13 protein-coding genes are annotated in these 17,799 nt (G+C 52.3%); 5 read left to right on the top strand and 8 right to left on the bottom strand.

The genetic code is table 11. From position 1 onward, the window contains the following. Positions 1-102: 102 nt before the first annotated feature. Both NST69_RS24050 and NST69_RS24055 read right to left on the bottom strand, forming a co-directional pair. A complete protein-coding gene (locus NST69_RS24050; RefSeq protein ID WP_076079414.1) occupies positions 103-420 on the bottom strand; it encodes a hypothetical protein in 318 nt (105 codons plus the stop codon). Positions 421-1,000: 580 nt separating this feature from the next. Continuing rightward, positions 1,001-2,191 (bottom strand): hypothetical protein, encoded by a 1,191-nt coding sequence (locus NST69_RS24055; RefSeq protein WP_342547326.1) that lies wholly within the window; start codon positions 2,189-2,191, stop codon positions 1,001-1,003. Positions 2,192-2,397: 206 nt separating this feature from the next. Here NST69_RS24055 and NST69_RS24060 point away from each other — a divergent pair, with 206 nt between their 5' ends. Next, the gene (locus NST69_RS24060; RefSeq protein ID WP_036697495.1) at positions 2,398-2,577 is read left to right on the top strand and encodes a hypothetical protein; all 180 of its coding nucleotides are present in this window, start codon (positions 2,398-2,400) and stop codon (positions 2,575-2,577) included. A 72-nt stretch (positions 2,578-2,649) separates the two neighbouring features. Here the strand turns inward: NST69_RS24060 and NST69_RS24065 are convergent, their stop codons facing one another. The 5 genes from NST69_RS24065 to NST69_RS24085 all read right to left on the bottom strand — a co-directional run bounded on the left by NST69_RS24065 (position 2,650) and on the right by NST69_RS24085 (position 8,193). Then, positions 2,650-3,546: a sugar phosphate isomerase/epimerase gene (locus NST69_RS24065; protein WP_342547327.1), complete on the bottom strand. Its 897-nt coding sequence runs from the start codon at positions 3,544-3,546 to the stop codon at positions 2,650-2,652. Positions 3,547-3,590: 44 nt separating this feature from the next. Next, positions 3,591-4,613, bottom strand: a complete 1,023-nt coding sequence (locus NST69_RS24070) for a LacI family DNA-binding transcriptional regulator (protein WP_342547328.1) — start codon at positions 4,611-4,613, stop codon at positions 3,591-3,593. A gap of 66 nt (positions 4,614-4,679) precedes the next feature. Next, positions 4,680-6,254: a DUF3502 domain-containing protein gene (locus NST69_RS24075; protein ID WP_342547329.1), complete on the bottom strand. Its 1,575-nt coding sequence runs from the start codon at positions 6,252-6,254 to the stop codon at positions 4,680-4,682. Positions 6,255-6,333: 79 nt separating this feature from the next. Continuing rightward, the gene (locus tag NST69_RS24080; protein WP_036725974.1) at positions 6,334-7,230 is read right to left on the bottom strand and encodes a carbohydrate ABC transporter permease; all 897 of its coding nucleotides are present in this window, start codon (positions 7,228-7,230) and stop codon (positions 6,334-6,336) included. Between the two features lie 27 nt (positions 7,231-7,257). Then, positions 7,258-8,193 carry an ABC transporter permease subunit gene (locus tag NST69_RS24085; protein WP_036725975.1) on the bottom strand — a complete coding sequence of 312 codons (936 nt, stop codon included), beginning with the start codon at positions 8,191-8,193 and terminating at the stop codon, positions 7,258-7,260. A gap of 407 nt (positions 8,194-8,600) precedes the next feature. Between NST69_RS24085 and NST69_RS24090 the strand changes: the two genes are divergently transcribed. Both NST69_RS24090 and bglX read left to right on the top strand, forming a co-directional pair. Next, entirely contained in the window at positions 8,601-11,951 is a 3,351-nt protein-coding gene (locus NST69_RS24090) for a cellobiose phosphorylase (RefSeq protein ID WP_342547330.1), read from the top strand. Between the two features lie 29 nt (positions 11,952-11,980). Beyond that, entirely contained in the window at positions 11,981-14,146 is a 2,166-nt protein-coding gene (bglX, locus tag NST69_RS24095; RefSeq protein WP_342547331.1) for a beta-glucosidase BglX, read from the top strand. An 85-nt stretch (positions 14,147-14,231) separates the two neighbouring features. Here the strand turns inward: bglX and NST69_RS24100 are convergent, their stop codons facing one another. Beyond that, positions 14,232-15,002, bottom strand: a complete 771-nt coding sequence (locus NST69_RS24100; RefSeq protein ID WP_342547332.1) for a DeoR/GlpR family DNA-binding transcription regulator — start codon at positions 15,000-15,002, stop codon at positions 14,232-14,234. Between the two features lie 890 nt (positions 15,003-15,892). Here NST69_RS24100 and NST69_RS24105 point away from each other — a divergent pair. Then, complete coding sequence (locus tag NST69_RS24105; RefSeq protein ID WP_342547333.1) at positions 15,893-16,861, top strand: metallophosphoesterase family protein; 969 nt, start codon at positions 15,893-15,895, stop codon at positions 16,859-16,861. A gap of 25 nt (positions 16,862-16,886) precedes the next feature. Continuing rightward, the gene (locus tag NST69_RS24110) at positions 16,887-17,759 is read left to right on the top strand and encodes an EamA family transporter (RefSeq protein WP_036725981.1); all 873 of its coding nucleotides are present in this window, start codon (positions 16,887-16,889) and stop codon (positions 17,757-17,759) included. Positions 17,760-17,799: the final 40 nt, after the last annotated feature.

Raw genomic sequence — 17,799 nt, forward strand, 5'->3', positions numbered from 1 at the left:
ATCCGTTTCATTTGAGACCGTTCGTTCTACTATAATCAAAAAAATAATCTGCCTCGTACCAGCATTTTAGCATATTCGAGAACGATCAGTAAAGTATTATTTTTACCGGACGTTCTCAAATAGCATCAGCCTTGCAAAAAGCAGAAAATATCCCCCAATCCACAGTAACGCCCCTATCATGATGAAGATTCCTATGTACCCTGCCCAGCCTGGCGGCTTCCTTGTGTACTTCAACAGAAGAAGCGATGCAACAACCAAAACCGCAGAGGGGATGCCTAATATCTGGAGCAGCATTATATTTACGACATCCAGGATAAACCCTTGGCTGAACCCCGGGCTCGTCTGTAACAGAAAGAGGGCCAATCCTACGATATTCACTACTACAGCGCTTATCCAGAGTATTCTAACGGGTCTAACCATACTTCACCCCCTATGCTATCCCATTACCCGCTACTCACAAGTATTACACCAAAGCTAACGTTATTCTCCACAATACCTCTTCTTCTGCTGCACCACAATAGAAACGATATCGTTCATTTAAAGGACGGTATCGTTTCAGCCGAACACAACGTATGCTGTTTTTCGCATACATTCAGGCCGGGTGCCTGCTTACGAGCACAACGTATGCTGTTTTTCGCATACATTCAGGCCGGGCCTGCTTGCGAGCACCGAATGTAATCGAAAAACCGATTACAATGGGACGGCGAGCGGCGCGTAGACCGAATGTAATCGAAAAACCGATTACAATGGGACGGCGAGCGGCGCGGGGGCCGATTGTAATCGAAAAACCGATTACAACGGGACGGCGAGCGGCGCGGGGGCCGATTGTAATCGAAAAACCGATTACAACGGGACGGCGAGCGGCGCGGGGGCCGATTGCTCCTATTACAACAATCAAGACGGGCCCGCCCCCATAGGGAGAAGACCCGTCTTTGTCACTCATCTTTGTCCTTCATCTTTATCACTCATCTTTGTCCTTCATCATTATCTTACGGACAATCTACCGCCCTGCCGTCTCAAAAGAAAACCGCGCTGCCCACGTAGCACCTGCATCCTTCGTCACGTAGAGGGTGGAGCTATTCATATCCTTCACAGCCATCCAGCCCTGATTGGCATCGGTGAACGAGATCGTTCCTTCGAAGCCGGGAACGGTCTGCTGATTCTTCCAGCTCTGTCCGTTGTTCTTGGTGAGCCCGATGCCCACTTGCTCCGCTGCCGGCTGGTATCCTGCCAGGAAAGCTACCGATTTGCCGATCAGCACCATATTGCCGGGACTGCCCGAGGCCGGCCCCTTCTTCGCTACGGCTGCGCCCCTGCCCGGAGCCGGACCGCCGCCTGCGGTCTCCTGGGCAATCACCCGGGTCCAGCTGCCGCCGGAGTTAGAGCTGCCGTAGAGAGAATAAGAGGTCTGCGACATGCCGACGCCGCCGTACAGCAGCGCATACACCTGACTGTCCTTGGCGTAGATCTGCCCGTAATTCGCCTCAGGGGTGGAGGCGCTAAGTACCTGCTTCCAGGCTGCTCCGCCGTTAGTTGTCTTCATTACCCGATAGCCGCTCCCGGGAACAACTACCACAGCCCAGCCGTTATTCCTGCTGGTGAAATGGGCTCCGCGGGTATTGGTAGGTGTCTTGATCAGGCTCCAGCTCTCCCCGCCATCGTTCGTATAGTAAGTAGAGGTCCGGTTGTAGCCGAATCCCTTGCTGCTGTCCAGAAATTCTACCGATTCAAAGGTCACGGCCTGGTTCGACAGCCTTGTCCAGGTAGAGCCGCCGTCTGCCGTTCTTAACAGATATTTAGCCTGTCCGTCCTTGACCGCGGCAAGCGCCCAGCCGTGAACATTATCCGGGAAATCAATCTGCTGGAAGCTCCACTGTCCTTCATAGATCTTTTGGAAATGGCAGCCGCCGTCCGAGGTTCCAATCAGGAAGCCGTTCCCGGCTGCCCGCCCCGTATCTGAGCTTAGGAACTCTACATCCGAGAAGGTGAGCGGCTGCGTTTCCGCTCCCTGGTGTGCCTTCTGCAGATCCTTAAGCAGCCCATGGTCTCCGGTGCTGCATCCCTGCGGCGGAGTTGGGGCCGGTGCTGCTGCCTGAACCGAGGGAGATGACGTCCCCCAGCCGACTAGAGAGATTAGACTTGCGGTAAGGAGCGTTACGGTGATCTGCTGTAATCTGGTTGTCCAATTCATTGGTGACACCTCCTAGAATATATATACCCTCTGAGCAGAGCATTACTCTGACAGTACATGAACATGTTACTCCATCTGAGGCCAACTATGTAGGTGTGAAATGGTACAAAACTGTAACTAATTTCGCTGTTAAAATCTCCTATTCGTGTTTAATAATAAGTAAAGAGATTTACAAGCATTCTGCATTCAAGGAGGAAGTGAAGAGTATGATTAAACAGGATATTCAGCATGCACTTCTCTCCAATCTATGCCAGCGCGTGCATTTGATCAGCGGAGAAACGTACACCGGAGTATGCCAAATCGATCATTCCGCAGATGCACTGCATATTGAAACGAATAAAGGGACCTTCACCGTCCCCTATTGGACCATCAAGCGATTCATCTAATCACATAACTACAACCAAAAAGACCTCACGGCCACATCCGCAGATGTGAATCATGAGGTCTTTCTTGTATACTCATACAACCGGATTTGGTATCATACTGCCGCCCCGGCAATGCTTAAGAACATTCAACGCATGGACCTGGCCGGTCATCTCCAGCTCGTCCCGGTAGACCGGATCATGCCAGCCTTCAATATCAATCGTGCCCTGATAGCCGCCCTGCCGGAGAATGGTGATAATATCCGTCCAGTTCGTATCCCCGAAGCCCGGCGTCCGGTCCCACACATAAGGCTTCGGACCATGAATTCCGTACTCCTTGACTATGTCCCAGGCAATCGTCGCATCCTTGCCATGGACATGGAAGATTTTATCCACCCATTTGCGCAGCTGCGGGATCGGATCAATCAGCGCGGTGAGCTGATGGGCAGGCTCCCATTCCAGCCCGAGATTGTCTGCCGTAACGGCGTTGAACATTTTCTCCCAAGCTGTAGGGTTATGGGCGATATTCCAGTCACCCTTCTGCCAGCTCCCGCCCATCGCACAGTTCTCAAAAGCAATCCGCAGACCCTTATCTGCCGCCCGTTTCGACAATTCCCCGAACACCTCGGCGAATCTCGGAAGCGATTCGTCAATCGACGAGCCGGGCGGCCGTCCGGTGAAGCCGCCAATAATGTCCGTCCCGAACAAGTGAGCGTGCTCGATCAGCTGCTCCCAGCCCGCCAAGGTGGCCTCCGTCTCAGCCTCCGGTCCGCCGCCGAGCGGATTGCCGTAGATGCCGACAGCAGAGATGACGAAGTGATGCTCCGCCGCCAGCTCCCGGACCCGGGCTGCGGTCTCCACCAGGTCGATTCCGCCTGTCGTCTGCCAGAAATTCAGTTGAAAGGATTCGAAGCCATGCTCCACAATCTGCGGAATGACCTGGACGGCTTCGCCGCCACGGACCAAAGTGCCTATTCTCAAAGATTCTTGCATCCTTAATATCAACTCCAGTTAGTTTTATAGTCAGCGCCCTGCTGTTACCGGCCCTTAATCATCTTGCAAGAGCCGCGCTTGAGCAATACCGCATCATAGACAATATGCTGATGGGAGGAATGTTTGGTAATCAGGTCGAACAGCACGCCCACACTGGACAACGCCATTTCGGTGCCCGGCTGGCTGATCGTATCCAGTGCAGGATGATAGTATTCGGCCATCTCAATACCGTCGAAGCCGATGATCGAAATATCATCGGGGATAGATAAGCCTGCGGTAAGCACAGCTTTGGCCGCACCGATCGCAATCGTATCGGAGGCCGCAAAGATAGCAGTTACGGTTCTGTCGCGGTTCAGCAGTCTGCGTGCAGCGTTGAAGCCCGAGCTTGGACTGTATTCACAATCCTCTACGAATCCCGAATTATAAGTTATGTTATGTTCTTCCAGCGCCATCTTGTAGCCAAGAAGGCGGCGGCTGCCTGTGGTGTCTTCCAGTAAAGGGGATTTGGCGAGAAAGCCGATGTTCCGGTGTCCAAGCGAAAGTAAATATGAGGTTGCCTTATAGGCTTCCTTGGATTCATCGATCGTTACGCTTGAGAAGATGGACGGGTCCACTTCCTGTGAGGTAGTGATGGTCGTGAGTACGAATGGAACCGTTAACTGCTTGAATTTCTCTTCGGAGTGATTATAGGTACCGCCCATGAAAATAATCCCGCTAAGATTCTTCTCCTTCACCAGTTGAATGGCAGCGTTGATCTCATCGGTGCCGTCCTCTACCTGATGGATGAGAAACGGATAGCCGCGCAGATTGACCTGACGTTCAATCTCCTTAATCATAATGGAGAAGAACGGGTTAGTGATCCCTTTTACCATAAGTGCAATATTTTTGGATTGGGTTGTTTTCAGATTTCGGGCATTGGAATTGGGAATATAGTTATATTCCTTGACGACACTCAGTACCTTCTCCCGGGTGGCATCGCTCACCAGACCCTTGTTATTAATAACTCTGGACACTGTTGAAATGCCGACACCGGATATCCTGGCGATATCCTTAATGTTTACGTCCACTCTACTCCCCCATTTATAGGTAAGGGAGCTATATAGATATAGCTCCCCTGTAACCTATACATTCTTTTAGTTAACAGGTGTAAAATCTGCCAATTGTTTCTCTACTTCGGCAATGACCTTGTCAACTCCTGCTTTTTTCAGCTGATCGCGGTATTCTGCTACAGCCGTTTTTGGATCTTTATTTGTTTTACCCAGCATGAGCTGAATACCAAGCTGTGCATTCACGTTCGAGATCGAGGCAATTTCAGTAGTTACATTAGCCGGGTCGAAGCTGAAGCCGTTGTACGGATCATCGATCGCTTCTTTATCCCATGCCGTGAACAGGTCTTTACGGACCGGGTTCTCAGTATCACTAGGAATCACGAACTTGTCGTTTCTGAGCGACCAGGCCGAGAAGCCGCCGCCGTCTGTTTTCTCATTGAAGCCTGGAGGCTGTTTCTTCACGCCGTCTTCAATGATATAGTGCTTGCCTTCAATACCGTACTGCATCAGGTTGTAGTAGCTTTCATCTGTCATGAATTTCTCAATAACCATCAGAGAACGCTCTGGGTTAGAGGAGTTCGCACTGATGACTGTCGAGTTGTCTACACCCATCTTACGTTTGATTTTCTTGTTCGCTTCAGCAAAAGTATAGAAGGCTGTAGGAGAATTAGGCAGCGCCTTGATATCTCCGCCATACTGCCCGATCCAGTCCTGGGCATGAGTCAGATAACCCGCAGAGTTCGCGGCTCTGAAGTTGTCTTTGCTGCCGAGGGAAGCGGACAGAACGTCTTTTCCCCAGTAGCCCTTGTCGCCCCACTCACGCATTTTCACAGCCCAATCCTCGAATTCCTGAGTGAAGGCCGGATGGAATACAGTCTTGTAATCCTCTGGGCTCTTAGTGACCAGGTTCAATTCATTAAGCGAGATACCAGGTGCGTTCAGCCACATGCCTGTAGTATCTACGAGCATTCTGTACATGTTCTGTGCATCCTCAGCCTTACCGTTAATTGGCGGGAAGGATTCATTGGCAACCACATTATCCATGTATTTAACCATATCATCGATTGTCTTAATTTCAGTCATGCCGTATTTCTTCAGCAGGTCAGTACGGTAGGCATAACCGGCAGGCGTGTATTCACTGAACAGACTCGGTACGCCGTAGATTTTGCCATCCACCTTCGTGTTCTGCCAGGAGGATTCTGGAATCTCCGCTTTCAGCTTAGGCGCTACCTTGTCCAGCATGTCGGTAATGTCGGTCAGCGCACCTTCAGTAGCCAGAGTGTAGTAAGACACAGGAGCACCCGGAGAAGCATGCGACAGATCGAACGATTCGCCGGAAGCGAACAGCAGCGGATACTTGGTCGCTACGTCTCCCCAGTCAATATATTTGATTTCAAGCGTAGTATTCAGATCGGCCTTAAGCTTCTTGTTAATCTCAGCCAGAATGTCTTTATTGGTAACTCCTTCACTGCCCCACAGGTAGTACGTCAGCTTCGCTTCCTTAGAAGTGTCTACGCCTCCGGAATTAGTGGAAGTGGATGGAGTGTTCGACGAGCCTGTATTTCCACCATTTGCATTATTGCTTGACGAACAAGCGGATAGCACTCCAGTAAGCATGAGGACAGCGGCTAGAGAAGAAGCAATCTTTTTACCTTTCATTCGGTAAGCCTCCCTTTTCTTTTCTATATTATGGTTTTTGCATCTATAACAAACACCCTTCATTTGAAGCAGGCGTCCATTAACCCTTGACAGCACCGATGGTAAGACCGGTTACGAAGTAACGCTGAATGAATGGATACAGGAGAATGATCGGGCCTGTGGCCAGCACGGCTGTAGCCATTTTGATCGATTGGGTCGGCAGATCGGCTGTATTAATGACCGCCCCCGAGTTGATGAGACTGCCCATATTCGCCTGGTTGATCATGCGCTGCAGGAAGTACTGGAGCGGGAACTTGCTCTGAGTGTCCATGTACAGCATTCCGTTGTACCACTCATTCCAGAAGCCCAGTGCCGAGAACAGTCCGATCGTTGCCAGTGACGGAACCGCCAGCGGCATGAAGATCCGCCAGTAGATGCGGAAATCGCCTGCGCCGTCAATCGTCGCTGATTCATACAGGGAATCCGGGATCGCCTTCATGAAGTTACGCATCAGGAAGATCGACCACGCCCCTACCACCGCCGGCAGGATCATGGCGAACAGATTGTCCTTGAGGTGCAGATGCTTAACCATCAGAATGTAAGTCGGAATCAATCCTCCGCTGAACAAGGTGGTGAAATAGATCAGGAAGGAGAAGAAGTTACGGTATTTGAAATCCTTGCGGTTCAGGACAAATCCGGCCATGGACATCATGAACAGCCCGAGCACCGTACCGACGACTGTGATAAAGATCGTTACCTGATAAGCATCCACCAGCTTGGAGGAGTTACTGAGCAACAATTCATAGGCCTTGAAAGAGATCTCATTCGGTATCAGCTTGTACCCCTCGCGGATAATCTCCTGCTCATTCATGAAGGAGGAAGAGATCATCAGCGCAAACGGAAACACACAGAACAGGGCAAATACGGAGATGCAAATGTAGCTGATCACCTTAATGAAAATGCTGCCTGAATCCTGTTTAATAGTATTACTTGCCATATTAACACCCCTGTTTCTTATCTTGTCTTAGAACAACGCGCTATCCGGTTCAACCTTGCGCACAATAAAGTTAACGACAAGCACCAGAACCAGACCGAATAAGGATTGGTAGAAGCCTACTGCAGCACCCATGGAAAAGTTAAATTGTCCGACGAGCGACCGGAAGACATAAGTATCTATAATATCCGTCTGCGGATACAGCACGGAGTTTGTTCCAATCAAATTGTAGAAGAGGTCGAAGGAGCCTTTGAGAATTCCGCCCATACCGAACAGGAGGAGCAGAATGAAGGTTGGCTTCAGAATCGGCAGAGTCATATAACGGATACGCTGCCAGGTAGTGGCGCCGTCCATATAGGCTGCTTCATATAGATCATGGTTGATCCCCGTTATAGCTGCCAGATAGACAATCATACCGTAACCGGTACTTGCCCAGATCTTGAATGCTACAATGATGTATTTCCAGATTCCAGCGTCGGAGTAGAACTCAATCTTGTCTAAGCCCGTACTGGTAAGCATCGTATTGATAAACCCGGAGTTGAAATTGAACAGGTTATACGCGAACACGCCGACGATAACCATCGAGATGAAGTTCGGAAGCAGAATAACCGACTGCGAGATCTTCTTGAACCATTTGCCTGCAATCTCCGACAGCATGATGGCAAATACAATCTGTATGATGTTACCCAGTGCAAGGAACACCAGATTGTAGAGCAAAGTATTCTTGGTGATATTCCAGAGGTCTCCGTTCTGAATCAGGAACTCGAAATTCTTGAGTCCGATAAAGTCACTGCCGAAGATCCCTTTGTTGAGCTTGTAATCTACGAATGCAACGTAAGCGCCAGGCATTACCGCATAATGAAACACAGCAAAATACACAATGACAGGCAGCAGCATGAGATACAGCACTTTGTTCTTCAATAATTCCCGGACAACATTTCCGCCCGATTGTACAAATCTTGCCAATGAACCCACCTCCAAATTAAACATTGCATTCCACTGCAACTAATTAAGCTTTCTACTGCAACTAATTAACCCTTTTCGACCATATAGAAACGTTTCCATTATTTCTTTGTGTTTCCCCTGCTCAGAGCATACTCCTTCCTTGTATACGCTGTCAAACATTTTTTATTTTTAAATAACAAGTAATAAAATTACATTTCGCTGTACATAATAGATGAAAACCCGTTTTTTTTATAGATAATTGACTTTTTTCAGTCAAAAGTCTAAACTCGAAATGTATCGCCTATGGAAACGTTTCTATTTATTCTTTACATGGACATGTCAGCCCTTTTTTGTGACATCTGATGATGAATTCCCCCGTTCTGATCGATTTCATGTCCTAACTTAAGCACTGGAAAGCGAGGCTCGATATGATATTCAAACAACAAATGAACATGATTACCTTAACCCGGGATGACCTGTCGTATACATTCCTGCCTACAGGAGATATTTTTGAATTCACGCAGGGCTCCACTCTTATTAATCTGTTCCAGGGTAATCCGGCAGACGGCTCTTCTAATAATATCTATCTGCGCGTATATACGGAGCAAGGAATCCAGAGCTATCCGCTGCTGGGTATTAAGTCGGGCTCCAAGCTGTCCCGTACCGATGACAAACTGATTTTTGAAGGTTCTATAGAAGCAATCAGCTACCGTGTTACCTTCGCACCGGCCAAGGACGGCATCTGGTTCTGGCAGCTCCAGCTCTCGGGCAACGGCGAGACTGTAGATGTAGTGTATGGCCAGGATGTCGGCATTGCAGACAAAGGCGGCATTCTCGCCAATGAGCTGTACATGAGCCAATATCTGGATCACAGCATCTGGGAAGGCCCGCAGGGCTACGCCGTCTGCTCGCGCCAGAACCAGCCGCAGGGAACTAACTTCCCGTACCTCCAGCAGGGTGTAGTCGGTTCACGGGCTGTAGGCTATTCCACCGATGGTATGCAATTCTTCGGCATTTCCTATAAAGGAAGCTATGTGCCGGAGGCGCTGAACGGCAATCTGCAGAACCGTAATTATCAATACGAGCTGGCTTATACCGCACTCCAGACCGAGACTATGGTCCTGTCGGCTCCCGTTGAGTTCGCCTTCTACGGCCTGTTCCGTCCGAATCATCCGGCTGCTGTTACCGGGCTTGAATTCCAGGCTGAGCTGCAGGCAGCTTATGCAGAGATCGACTGGAGCAGCAAGGAAGCCGTGCCAAGCCGGGATGTTCCTGTGCTGAGTGACGACATCGGCAAGCCTTATGTCTCCCCACAGTGGTCACAGGCCGAGATTGATGCCACCTTCCCTAACCGGAAGCTTGAAGAGATGGAGAACGGACAGCTGCTCTCTTTCTTCACAGACGGGCATGTCCATGTGGTTCTGCAGCCTAAGGAGCTGCTGGTGGAACGTCCGCATGGCCATATTATCACCTCGCTGCTGGGCGACAAGACGGTAGACAACAACCTGATCTCATCCACTAACTATATGTACGGTCTTTTCAACGGTCAGACCGTGGTGGGGAATACCTCTTTCCATAAAGGGCTCTCTACGCCGCGCGGCCTGCTGAACATTCAGCGCAATAGCGGTCAGCGGATCTATGTCCGCATAGACGGGGTTTACCGGATTCTTACACTGCCGGCGGCTTACGAGATGGGCGTGAATTTTGCGAAATGGCATTATCAGCTGGAAGACGATGTACTGACCGTTACTTCGATCGCAGCAGCAGGCCAGCCGGATGTCGCGCTTCAGGTACAGTCGAAGCTGGGCAAATCCTATGATTATCTGATCACGAACCAGCTGGTCATGGGCGAGCATGAATTCCAGCATCCGGTACGGGTGGAAGAGAAGGACAGCATCCTGCAGCTTCTTCCTGATGAAGCATTACTTCAGAAGCTTCCTTATCCGGGCCTGCATTTCGATATCCAGCTGCCGGGAACCGCATATACCTACAGCGATGACCGGATGTTCTTTGCCGACAGACAACCGCGCAACGGCACTCTGCTCACCTTGTCGGTAACGCAGTCCTCCGGCTTCCAGCTTGTGATTCAGGGCAGACTTACAGCAGCAGAGGCTCTTCCGCTGACGGCCCCTTACACACTGGAGAAGGAGCAGGCACAGTATAACGAATTCTATGCTTCGTTCACTTCCGGCTTCCAGCTTGAGCTGGATGGCGCGGAGCAGGCGCGGATTGACATTCTGAATGAGACCGCATGGTGGTACACCCATAATGCGATGACCCACTTCATCATGCCGCATGGCCTTGAACAGCCGGGCGGAGCTGCCTGGGGTACACGCGATGTCTGCCAGGGGCCAATGGAATACTTCCTGATGACCCAGCACTATGAGCTGGCCCGCAATGTTCTGCTGAAGATCTACTCGCATCAGCTGTGGGAGAGCAAGGAATGGCCGCAATGGTTCATGTTCGACCAGCATCCGGTTCAGGCCCATGAATGGCATGGCGACGTCGTGCTCTGGCCGCTGAAATGCATCAGCGATTACATCACAGCTACCGGAGACTACGCGATTCTTGACGAGAAAATCGGCTATCACCATCTGGCAGACGCTCAGCCAAGCCAGCAGACCGAGACAGTCCTCGAACATGTGAAGGCTGCTGTAGAGACCATCCGTGAACGCTTCGTACCGGGCACAGCTCTGATCAACTATGCCGGCGGCGACTGGGATGACACCCTGCAGCCTGCCAATGAAGCGCTCAAGACCAAGCTGGTCAGCGCATGGACGGTCGCGCTTGCCTTCCAGGTAATCCGCAATCTGTCCCAGGTGACTTCTGCCGATCCTGAATTCTCCGCCAGCCTGTCAGCTATGGCCGAAGAGATGAAGGAATCGTTCCGTACCCTCCTGATCAAAGACGGCGTGATCGCCGGCTTCGCTTACTTCCAGGAGGACGGCAGCATTGATTATATGCTTCATCCGCTGGATACAGAGACCGGCATTCATTACCGGTTACTACCTATGACCCGCAGTATTATTGCGGAGCTGGTTACTCCGGAGCAGGCGGCAGAGAACCTGCGCCTGATCGACGAGCACCTGAACTGCCCGGATGGCGTGCGCCTGATGGACCGTCCTGCCCGCTATGAAGGCGGCGTAAGCACCATCTTCCGCCGTGCGGAGCAAGCAGCCAGCGTCGGCCGTGAGATCAGCCTGCAATATGTACATGCCCATATCCGCTATATTGAAGCTTCCGCCAAGCTGGGCAAAGCGAAGCGTGCCTGGGATGGCCTGTTCCAGATCAACCCGATCAACATCCGGCAGAGTGTGCCTAATGCCCAGCTGCGCCAGAGTAACATGTACTTCAGCAGCTCGGACGGCGACTTCCCTGACCGCTACAGCTATCAGGAGAACTTCGACCAGCTGCGTGACGGCAGCGTAGAAGTGAAGGGCGGCTGGCGGCTGTACTCCAGCGGTCCCGGGATCTATCTTAATCAGCTGATCTCAGCCGTTCTGGGTATCCGCTTCAGTGAAGAAGAGCTGATTATCGATCCGGTCCTTCCGGCCAGCCTTGACGGCCTGCGCTTCACTTATGAGTGCTTCGGCAAGAAGATGACCTTCGTCTATCACATTAGCGCAGGTGAGGCCCGCACCCCGGAAGTGCAGGCAGCAGGCGTTGCTGTAACCGGTCAGGTACTACCGAATCCATACCGCCCGGGCGCGGTAAGCATTGCCAAAAATCACCTGCTGAGCCTGCCCGGCGATGAGCTGCATATCTATGTAACACAATAACTTTCAGTACGCTTACGAAGGAGTTAGCCATGACTAAACCGTTTATCCAGGATCTCGTGAACGATATGACACTAGACGAGAAGTTAGCCCAGCTTACCCAGCTTGGTCCATACTATTGGGGTCTGGATGATACCGTGGATTTGACGGGTCCATTCAAAGAGCTTAATATCGAGCCGCAGGTGATCAAAAGCATCGGAAGCGTTCTGAACGGTATCGGCGCACGGAATGTCATTGAGCTGCAGACCCGGCATCTGGAATCCAGCCGTTTGAAGATCCCGCTGATCTTCATGGCCGATGTCATTCACGGCTACCGGACCATTCTGCCGATTCCGCTCGCCATGGGCTGTTCTTTCGATCTTGATGCCTGTGAGCAGTTCGCTGAAGTAGCTGCGCGGGAGAGCGCTGCCGCCGGCATTCACCTCACCTTCTCTCCGATGACCGACCTCGTACGCGATCCGCGCTGGGGCCGGGTCATGGAGACCTCCGGTGAGGACCCTTACCTGAACGCCCGGGTGACTGAGAGCATGGTCCGGGGCTACCAGGGCAAGGATCTGAAGGAGCCGGGGCGGATCGCTGCCTGCGTGAAGCATTTCGCCGGCTACGGCGCGCCTGAAGGCGGCCGTGAATATAACACGGTGGACATGTCCACCGGCGTACTCCGCGAGTTCTATCTGCCAGCCTACAAGGCGGCAGTAGATGCCGGTGTCGCTATGGTGATGGCTGCGTTCAATACCATTGACCGCATTCCATCCAGCGGCAACAGCAAGCTCCTGCGCGGTATTCTCCGCGAGGAATGGGGCTTCGACGGCGTAACCATCGCCGACTTCAACTCCGTGAACGAGCTGGTGCCCCACGGCGCAGCGCAAGACGGACGTGAAGCTGCCCTGAAGAGCCTGGTAGCGGGACTTGATATCGAGATGATGTCCACCCACTATCTGAACCATGCTGCCTCGCTGGTCCAGGAAGGTCTGCTCGACCTCCGCCTCATCGACGAAGCGGTTACGCGGGTACTGGAGCTTAAGGATGCCCTCGGCCTGTTCGACAATCCGTTCAAGGATGCCGACCCTGTAGCTGACGAAGCCGATAAGCCAAGTCCTGAGCACCTTCAGGCGGCACGCGAGATGGGCGCCCGCTCGATCGTTCTGCTGAAGAACGAAGGCGGAGTCCTGCCGCTGAAGCGCGGCATGAAAATCGGCCTCGCCGGTCCCTTCGCTACCTCGATCAATGTTCTTGGCGGCTGGGCCGGTACCGAGAAAGACCCTGCGGTCTCCCTATACACGGGCATCACCGGCAAAATCCCGGCAGCGGACCTGCTCACAGCCATGACCGGCGAGCTGGGAAGTATGCTGGAGGGTGTATTCGATGTGGAGGATGCTTCCGAAGCGGCTTACGAACAGCTGAAGGACTGCGATGTCATTCTGGCCGCAGTCGGCGAGAATCAGCAGGATACCGGAGAAGGCGGCAGCAAGGCCAGCCTGCGGCTGTCCGCCAATCAGGAGAAGCTGATCCACCGCCTCAAGGCAACCGGCAAGCCGGTGGTCACCATTGTGTTCAGCGGCCGCCCGCTGGAGCTTGCACCAGTGCTTGAATCAAGTGACGCGCTGGTACAGGCCTGGTTCCTCGGCACCGAGTCGGGGAATTCCATTGCAGATGTGCTGTTCGGAGATTATAATCCGTCTGGACGCCTCTCCATGAGCTTCCCTTACTCCGTGGGACAGATTCCGGTGTACTATAACGCATATCAGACGGGACGCCCTTATGATCCCCAGTATCCGAATGTGCGTTATGTAACCCGTTATCTGGATATTCCGAATGATCCGCTGTTCTGCTTCGGCTACGGCCTGAGCTATTCTACGTTTGCCTACAGCGGCTTTACGGTAGAAGCTGCGGCAGACGGCAAGGTGCTTGCCTCCATCCAGGTGGAGAACACCTCGGAGGTTACCGGCAAGGAGACCGTTCAGCTCTATATCCGCGATGTTACCGCAAGTGTGGTCCGTCCCGGCAAAGAGCTGAAGGGCTTCAAGCAGATTACCCTTGCCCCGCATGAGAAGCAGACGGTGTCCTTCGAGATCACCAGAGACATGCTCATGTTCTATGGCCAGGATGATCAGCTCGTGTTCGAGCCTGGAGACTTCGATATTATGCTCGGCGCAAGCTCCAGCGACCATAGCACGCAGCGGATCTGGATCGGCTGACCCTACCCATAGTCATAACAAATAGCGCCAATCCTACACTTCATAAGTGTATGGATTGGCGCTATTTATATTGCACAGCTCTGCGTTACGCCCCGGTCAGCAGCTCGATATCGAGCCGGGCAAAAGTATCCTTCCATTCCGCAGAGCAGCCGCTGTCCGTCAGCACCATGGAGATATGCTCGAGCGGAGCAATCTGGGCAAAGGTAGTGATGCCGAATTTGGAATGATCCGCGACCAGAATGGATTCCTCGGCCCGTTCCATCATTTTGCGGGAGATGAGGGCTTCCTCCAGATGGTAGTCGGTGATTCCCTCCGAGAGCGAGATCCCTCCGGCAGAGATGAACGCCTTATTCACCTTGAACTGACCCAGCAGATCATGGGCGGTGCCTCCTACTGCTGCCTGATACCCTGCATTCACCTCACCCCCGGCAAAAATAACCCTCCCCGCAAACTGCTCCAGCGCACAATTCAGCACGGGAACAGAGTTCGTGATCACCGTCACCTGTGTACGGTCCTTAAGCGCGCGCATAATCTCAAGGGTCGTTGTCCCGTTATCGAGGATGACCGTCTCGCCATCTTGAATAAGTGAAGCTGCCAGCCTGCCGATGGCCTGCTTGCCCGGCAGATGCATCTGGGCGCGCTTCATGAACGTAGGCTCATGATTCTCCGAGCGGATTCGCACCGCTCCCCCGTACACCTTGCGCAGCCGGCCTTCCTTCTCCAGCCGGTCAAGATCGCGCCGGATCGTCTCCGTCGTCACCCCGAACCGTTCCGCAAGAAAATGCACCTGCACCTTCCCCGCAAGCTCCAGCTGGGACAGAATCGTGTGCTTGCGTTCTTCATAGGTCAGCGACATCTATGCTTCCTCCAGTCGTTATGGATTTTATAGTGATTGTATTTTTAATTTCTTTAACTAACTAATGGCTTGCTAAGGGTTTACCGCGCCCGTTTAGTGGGCAAGGGGGAGGCTTAATTGCAATTTGTACAACTAAATCGCCTTATGTGCTGTCAAATCTCCGTTTAGTTGTAGTTCCTGCAATTAAAATGCCTCTATATCTGGATTTTCGCCCATCCGGACAAATTTAGTTGTACGAACTACAATTAGAAGAGGAAGCCCACCCGTTTCACTGTTTTTAGTTGCACAGAATACACTTATCCCTGTTGCTTTGCTAAGAACGCAGCTTCATACCATACCATATTTATGGAATGAAATCACTTATTTATTTCTGATTCTCTACTAGTTAGTACAAAAAAATGTATGTTGGGTATCCCTAGTTGGAATGTTGTTTCTAGTGTATTGATGTTGTTTTCACCAGTATATGAATCTGAATTCCACTTGTCAATGCGGACCCCTTGCCACAGAAAAATCCTTGGTAGGCATGTAGGTGTGGCACACATTGTACTTTATACAGCAGATTACTCCAAAATCTTCCGAAAAATAGCCTCTGCTGCACTTTGTACACTAGAATTCTGCTAAAAAGAGGTTTTGAAGCTATATTAGTGAAATCTAATGTATGAACTACAGCAGAATGAGCTTTTGCCTAATCTCGTGCTAATTCTATTGCAGAGAATACAACCAGCACGAAATGAAGCTTGACAGAATAACCATCCGAGCCTAAAATCAACATGAAACAACATAAAGTAACACAAATCAACAACACATTGAATCAACAAACACCGCACTATTACATCACACGCCTTACCGCTTAACCCATAATCGGATTGACAAGAGAGGGGATTTCCCGCATGAACAGTAAATTATCATTTCGGCCAGACGGTACCTTCACCATCGTACAGTTCACCGACCTCCACTGGATGGATGGAAGAGCAGAGGATCAGCAGACCCGGGAGCTGATGGAGCTGGTGCTGAAGGCGGAGCAGCCGGACCTGGTTATTTTCACAGGGGATACGATCTATACGGGCCCGGTCCGTGAAGGCGAGCTTCCTTGCCAGGACCCCAAGCAGGCCTTCCGCGATGCCGTGGCTGCTGTAGTGAATTCCGGTGTGCCTTGGGCGTTCGTATTCGGCAACCACGACACGGAGAACGGAGTGACCTACAGCGAGCTGATGGAGATTGCTCAGGAGTCCCCGCAGTGTCTGGCTGAGGCTGGTCCGGCGGAGCTTGCCGGTTCAAGCAATTACGTTCTGGAGATTGAGGGCGCGGGCAATCATGCGGGAGCCATCCTCTATATGCTCGATACGGGTGCCTACTCTCCGCTGGAGCAGATTCCCGGGTATAGCTGGGTCCGGCGTAACCAGATGGATTGGCTGGCAGAGCAGTCTGCGCGGCTGAATCCCGGAGAAGGTCAAGGGAAGCGGCCTGCGCTGGCGTTCTTCCATATCCCGCTGCCCGAATATGACGAGATGTGGAATACCCAGACCTGCTACGGACACAAGTATGAACGGGTCTGCGCCCCGGTTCTGAATTCAGGGTTATTCGCTACGCTCGTAGAGATGGGCGATGTGGCAGGCACCTTTTGCGGACATGACCATATCAATGATTTCACCGGCACGCTGCATGGCATCCGCCTCAGCTATGGCCGGGCAACCGGCTATAATACTTACGGGCACGACAACCTCAAGCGGGGCGCGCGCGTCATCCGTCTAGAGCAGGACCATCCGTCCTTCGATACCTGGCTCCGGCTGGCAGACGGCTCCCGGTGCACTGAACAGCCTGCCCATACACCTCTCTCTGCTGCCGATTCACAACACTAACTACTTCCTGAGGGGTTGACTATCCATGCTGCTGCCAATTCTTTTGGTGCTGGCTTCCGGAATGTGCCACGCAGTGTGGAGCATGTTCACCAAAAGAAGCCTGAATAAAAGCATCTTCCTGTGGTCGATCATGATGGTCTCCACAGTGCTGCTGCTGCCGGTCCTGCTTATCGAGCTGTGGACACAGCCGCTGGCCGCTGGTGCTTACGCCCTGCTGCTGCTGTCTGTGGCGCTGCAGGCCTTATATTCCTGGCTTTTATCCATAACCTATGAGATGGGCGACCTGTCCCAGATCTACCCGGTGATGCGGGGGACAAGCACGCTGCTGATCCCGCTGATCGGCGTTATTTTCCTGAAGGAATCCTTGTCTGTCTACGGCTGGATCGGGATCTGCTGCATGCTCGGCGGCTTCGCTGTCCTCAGCGGAATCGGCGCAAGAAGAAGCCTCCCGGCTTCATCCGGCTCCGGCACCACCCTCGGCTACTACACACCGATACTCATGGCCCTCTGCGTAGGATTATGCACCACCTGCTACGTGTTCGTCGATAAGCTGAATCTTCAGCATATGTCGCCGCTGGCGCTGCTTGAGGTGACCAATATCGGCTTCGTGGCCGGACTGACCCCCGCGGTCCTGAGATCGCGGAAGCTGCTTGAAGAGTGGCGCCGCAACAAATTCACCATCCTGCTGGGCAGCGTGCTGAATCCGGGCTCCTATCTGCTGTTCCTGTTCGCACTTCAGCAAGCACCGCTCGCCCACATCAGCCCGCTGAGAGAGATCGGAACCATATTCGCTACGCTCCTCGGTGTGCTGCTCTTGAAGGAGCGGCAGGGCCTGCGGCGGATGATATGCTCGGTCGTCATTTTCTGCGGAATTCTGCTGATTGGCATCTGGGGGTAAGCAGGATAACTATCACAGATGTCGAATTGAAACCGTATGA

Origin of the sequence: Paenibacillus sp. FSL P2-0089, assembly GCF_038595095.1 — a bacterium.
GTDB lineage: Bacteria > Bacillota > Bacilli > Paenibacillales > Paenibacillaceae > Paenibacillus_AQ > Paenibacillus_AQ silagei.

Bases quoted from the DNA above. Each gene is read 5' to 3' on its own strand.
- NST69_RS24050 (WP_076079414.1), bottom strand. From the start codon at position 420: ATGGTTAGACCCGTTAGAATACTCTGGATAAGCGCTGTAGTAGTGAAT.
- NST69_RS24055 (WP_342547326.1), bottom strand. From the start codon at position 2,191: ATGAATTGGACAACCAGATTACAGCAGATCACCGTAACGCTCCTTACC.
- NST69_RS24060 (WP_036697495.1), top strand. From the start codon at position 2,398: ATGATTAAACAGGATATTCAGCATGCACTTCTCTCCAATCTATGCCAG.
- NST69_RS24065 (WP_342547327.1), bottom strand. From the start codon at position 3,546: ATGCAAGAATCTTTGAGAATAGGCACTTTGGTCCGTGGCGGCGAAGCC.
- NST69_RS24075 (WP_342547329.1), bottom strand. From the start codon at position 6,254: ATGAAAGGTAAAAAGATTGCTTCTTCTCTAGCCGCTGTCCTCATGCTT.
- NST69_RS24080 (WP_036725974.1), bottom strand. From the start codon at position 7,230: ATGGCAAGTAATACTATTAAACAGGATTCAGGCAGCATTTTCATTAAG.
- NST69_RS24090 (WP_342547330.1), top strand. From the start codon at position 8,601: ATGATATTCAAACAACAAATGAACATGATTACCTTAACCCGGGATGAC.
- bglX (WP_342547331.1), top strand. From the start codon at position 11,981: ATGACTAAACCGTTTATCCAGGATCTCGTGAACGATATGACACTAGAC.
- NST69_RS24100 (WP_342547332.1), bottom strand. From the start codon at position 15,002: ATGTCGCTGACCTATGAAGAACGCAAGCACACGATTCTGTCCCAGCTG.
- NST69_RS24105 (WP_342547333.1), top strand. From the start codon at position 15,893: ATGAACAGTAAATTATCATTTCGGCCAGACGGTACCTTCACCATCGTA.
- NST69_RS24110 (WP_036725981.1), top strand. From the start codon at position 16,887: ATGCTGCTGCCAATTCTTTTGGTGCTGGCTTCCGGAATGTGCCACGCA.